This is a genomic window from Bradyrhizobium sp. Ses1, assembly GCF_059512365.1.
This window is the reverse complement of record NZ_JCAMOQ010000181.1, coordinates 1-967: the sequence shown is the minus strand read 5'-3', so window position 1 is coordinate 967 and position 967 is coordinate 1. Positions and strand designations below refer to the sequence as shown.

The window sequence follows — 967 nt, the reverse complement described above, 5'->3', positions numbered from 1 at the left end:
CAGTCATCATAGCGATCAACAACACCTGTTTCATCCCGCATCTCCTCTTCTTCCTGTTAAGGGAAGAGCAATCCAACACTCTACGGGAAGTTCCCGGATTCGATTATGACACAAGCGCACGGGAACAATTGGCAACCGGCCGGGAACGGTACAGCCGTTTAGTTGATTATCGTATGCATCACCGCACGCACCTCGGTGATGAGTACGCCAGGTGCGCTCCTGCTTACTCAAACAAGGAGCAACACATGGAAGTGCGGCGTCGTTCTAAACAATCAACGACACTGGAAAACCGGTTGGCTGAAGAGGCCGTGCGCCTCCGCAAGGAAGCTCAAGGCGGTCCCCCAGGCGAACGCGAACGACTTATTCGCAGAGCACGTCAGGCGGAGACGGCGGCACATTTGAGCGAATGGCTGAAGCCTCGGCGCCTTCAGCCGCTCCGGTAACCTGTCAGCCCGTTTTGCCTTCTCTGCGCAGTAGGAACGAAATCTGTCCGCAACAGTCGACTCTGCGCCTCCGGCCGATCGTCCCCCGAAAAAAGCCCCGGCCAGAGGAAAACCTGCCCAACCAGGTTGGCGGCCCCGGTGATGGCTGGGGCCGTTTTACTAGGCGCGGACAGTACAATTTTCTCCGGGAACTTGAACCTTTTTCGGCATCCGGAGACAGAAATGCACTGGGGGTTTTCAGGGCCCAGTATTTAGCGCAGCGCCCCGTGACGAATATACTCCGTCAGGCGGCGCTGTTGCATTTTAGAGTTCAACCTTAAGGTCAAGGGTTCGGTCCACAAGCGCAATCGAGCCAAGTCATGGTGCCGTCCCTTTTGTCCGCTCACCGTCGCGGCCTGTGACTGTTCACCATAGTTCCTTGTCGCCGCTCACCGACAGCGACATCAGATTCAATCGTTGAGGTTTATCGAGGAAGCCGCGATGGCTTGCTCCACTTCCTTCACCAATGCTCGGTGATGTTCGGC

General features: G+C 56.5%; 1 protein-coding gene. It reads left to right on the top strand.

What is annotated here, in order from left to right:
* Positions 1–443: hypothetical protein (locus AC5ZG5_RS46240; protein ID WP_496165574.1), on the top strand; the 443-nt coding region annotated here is incomplete at its 5' end.
* Positions 444–967: the final 524 nt, after the last annotated feature.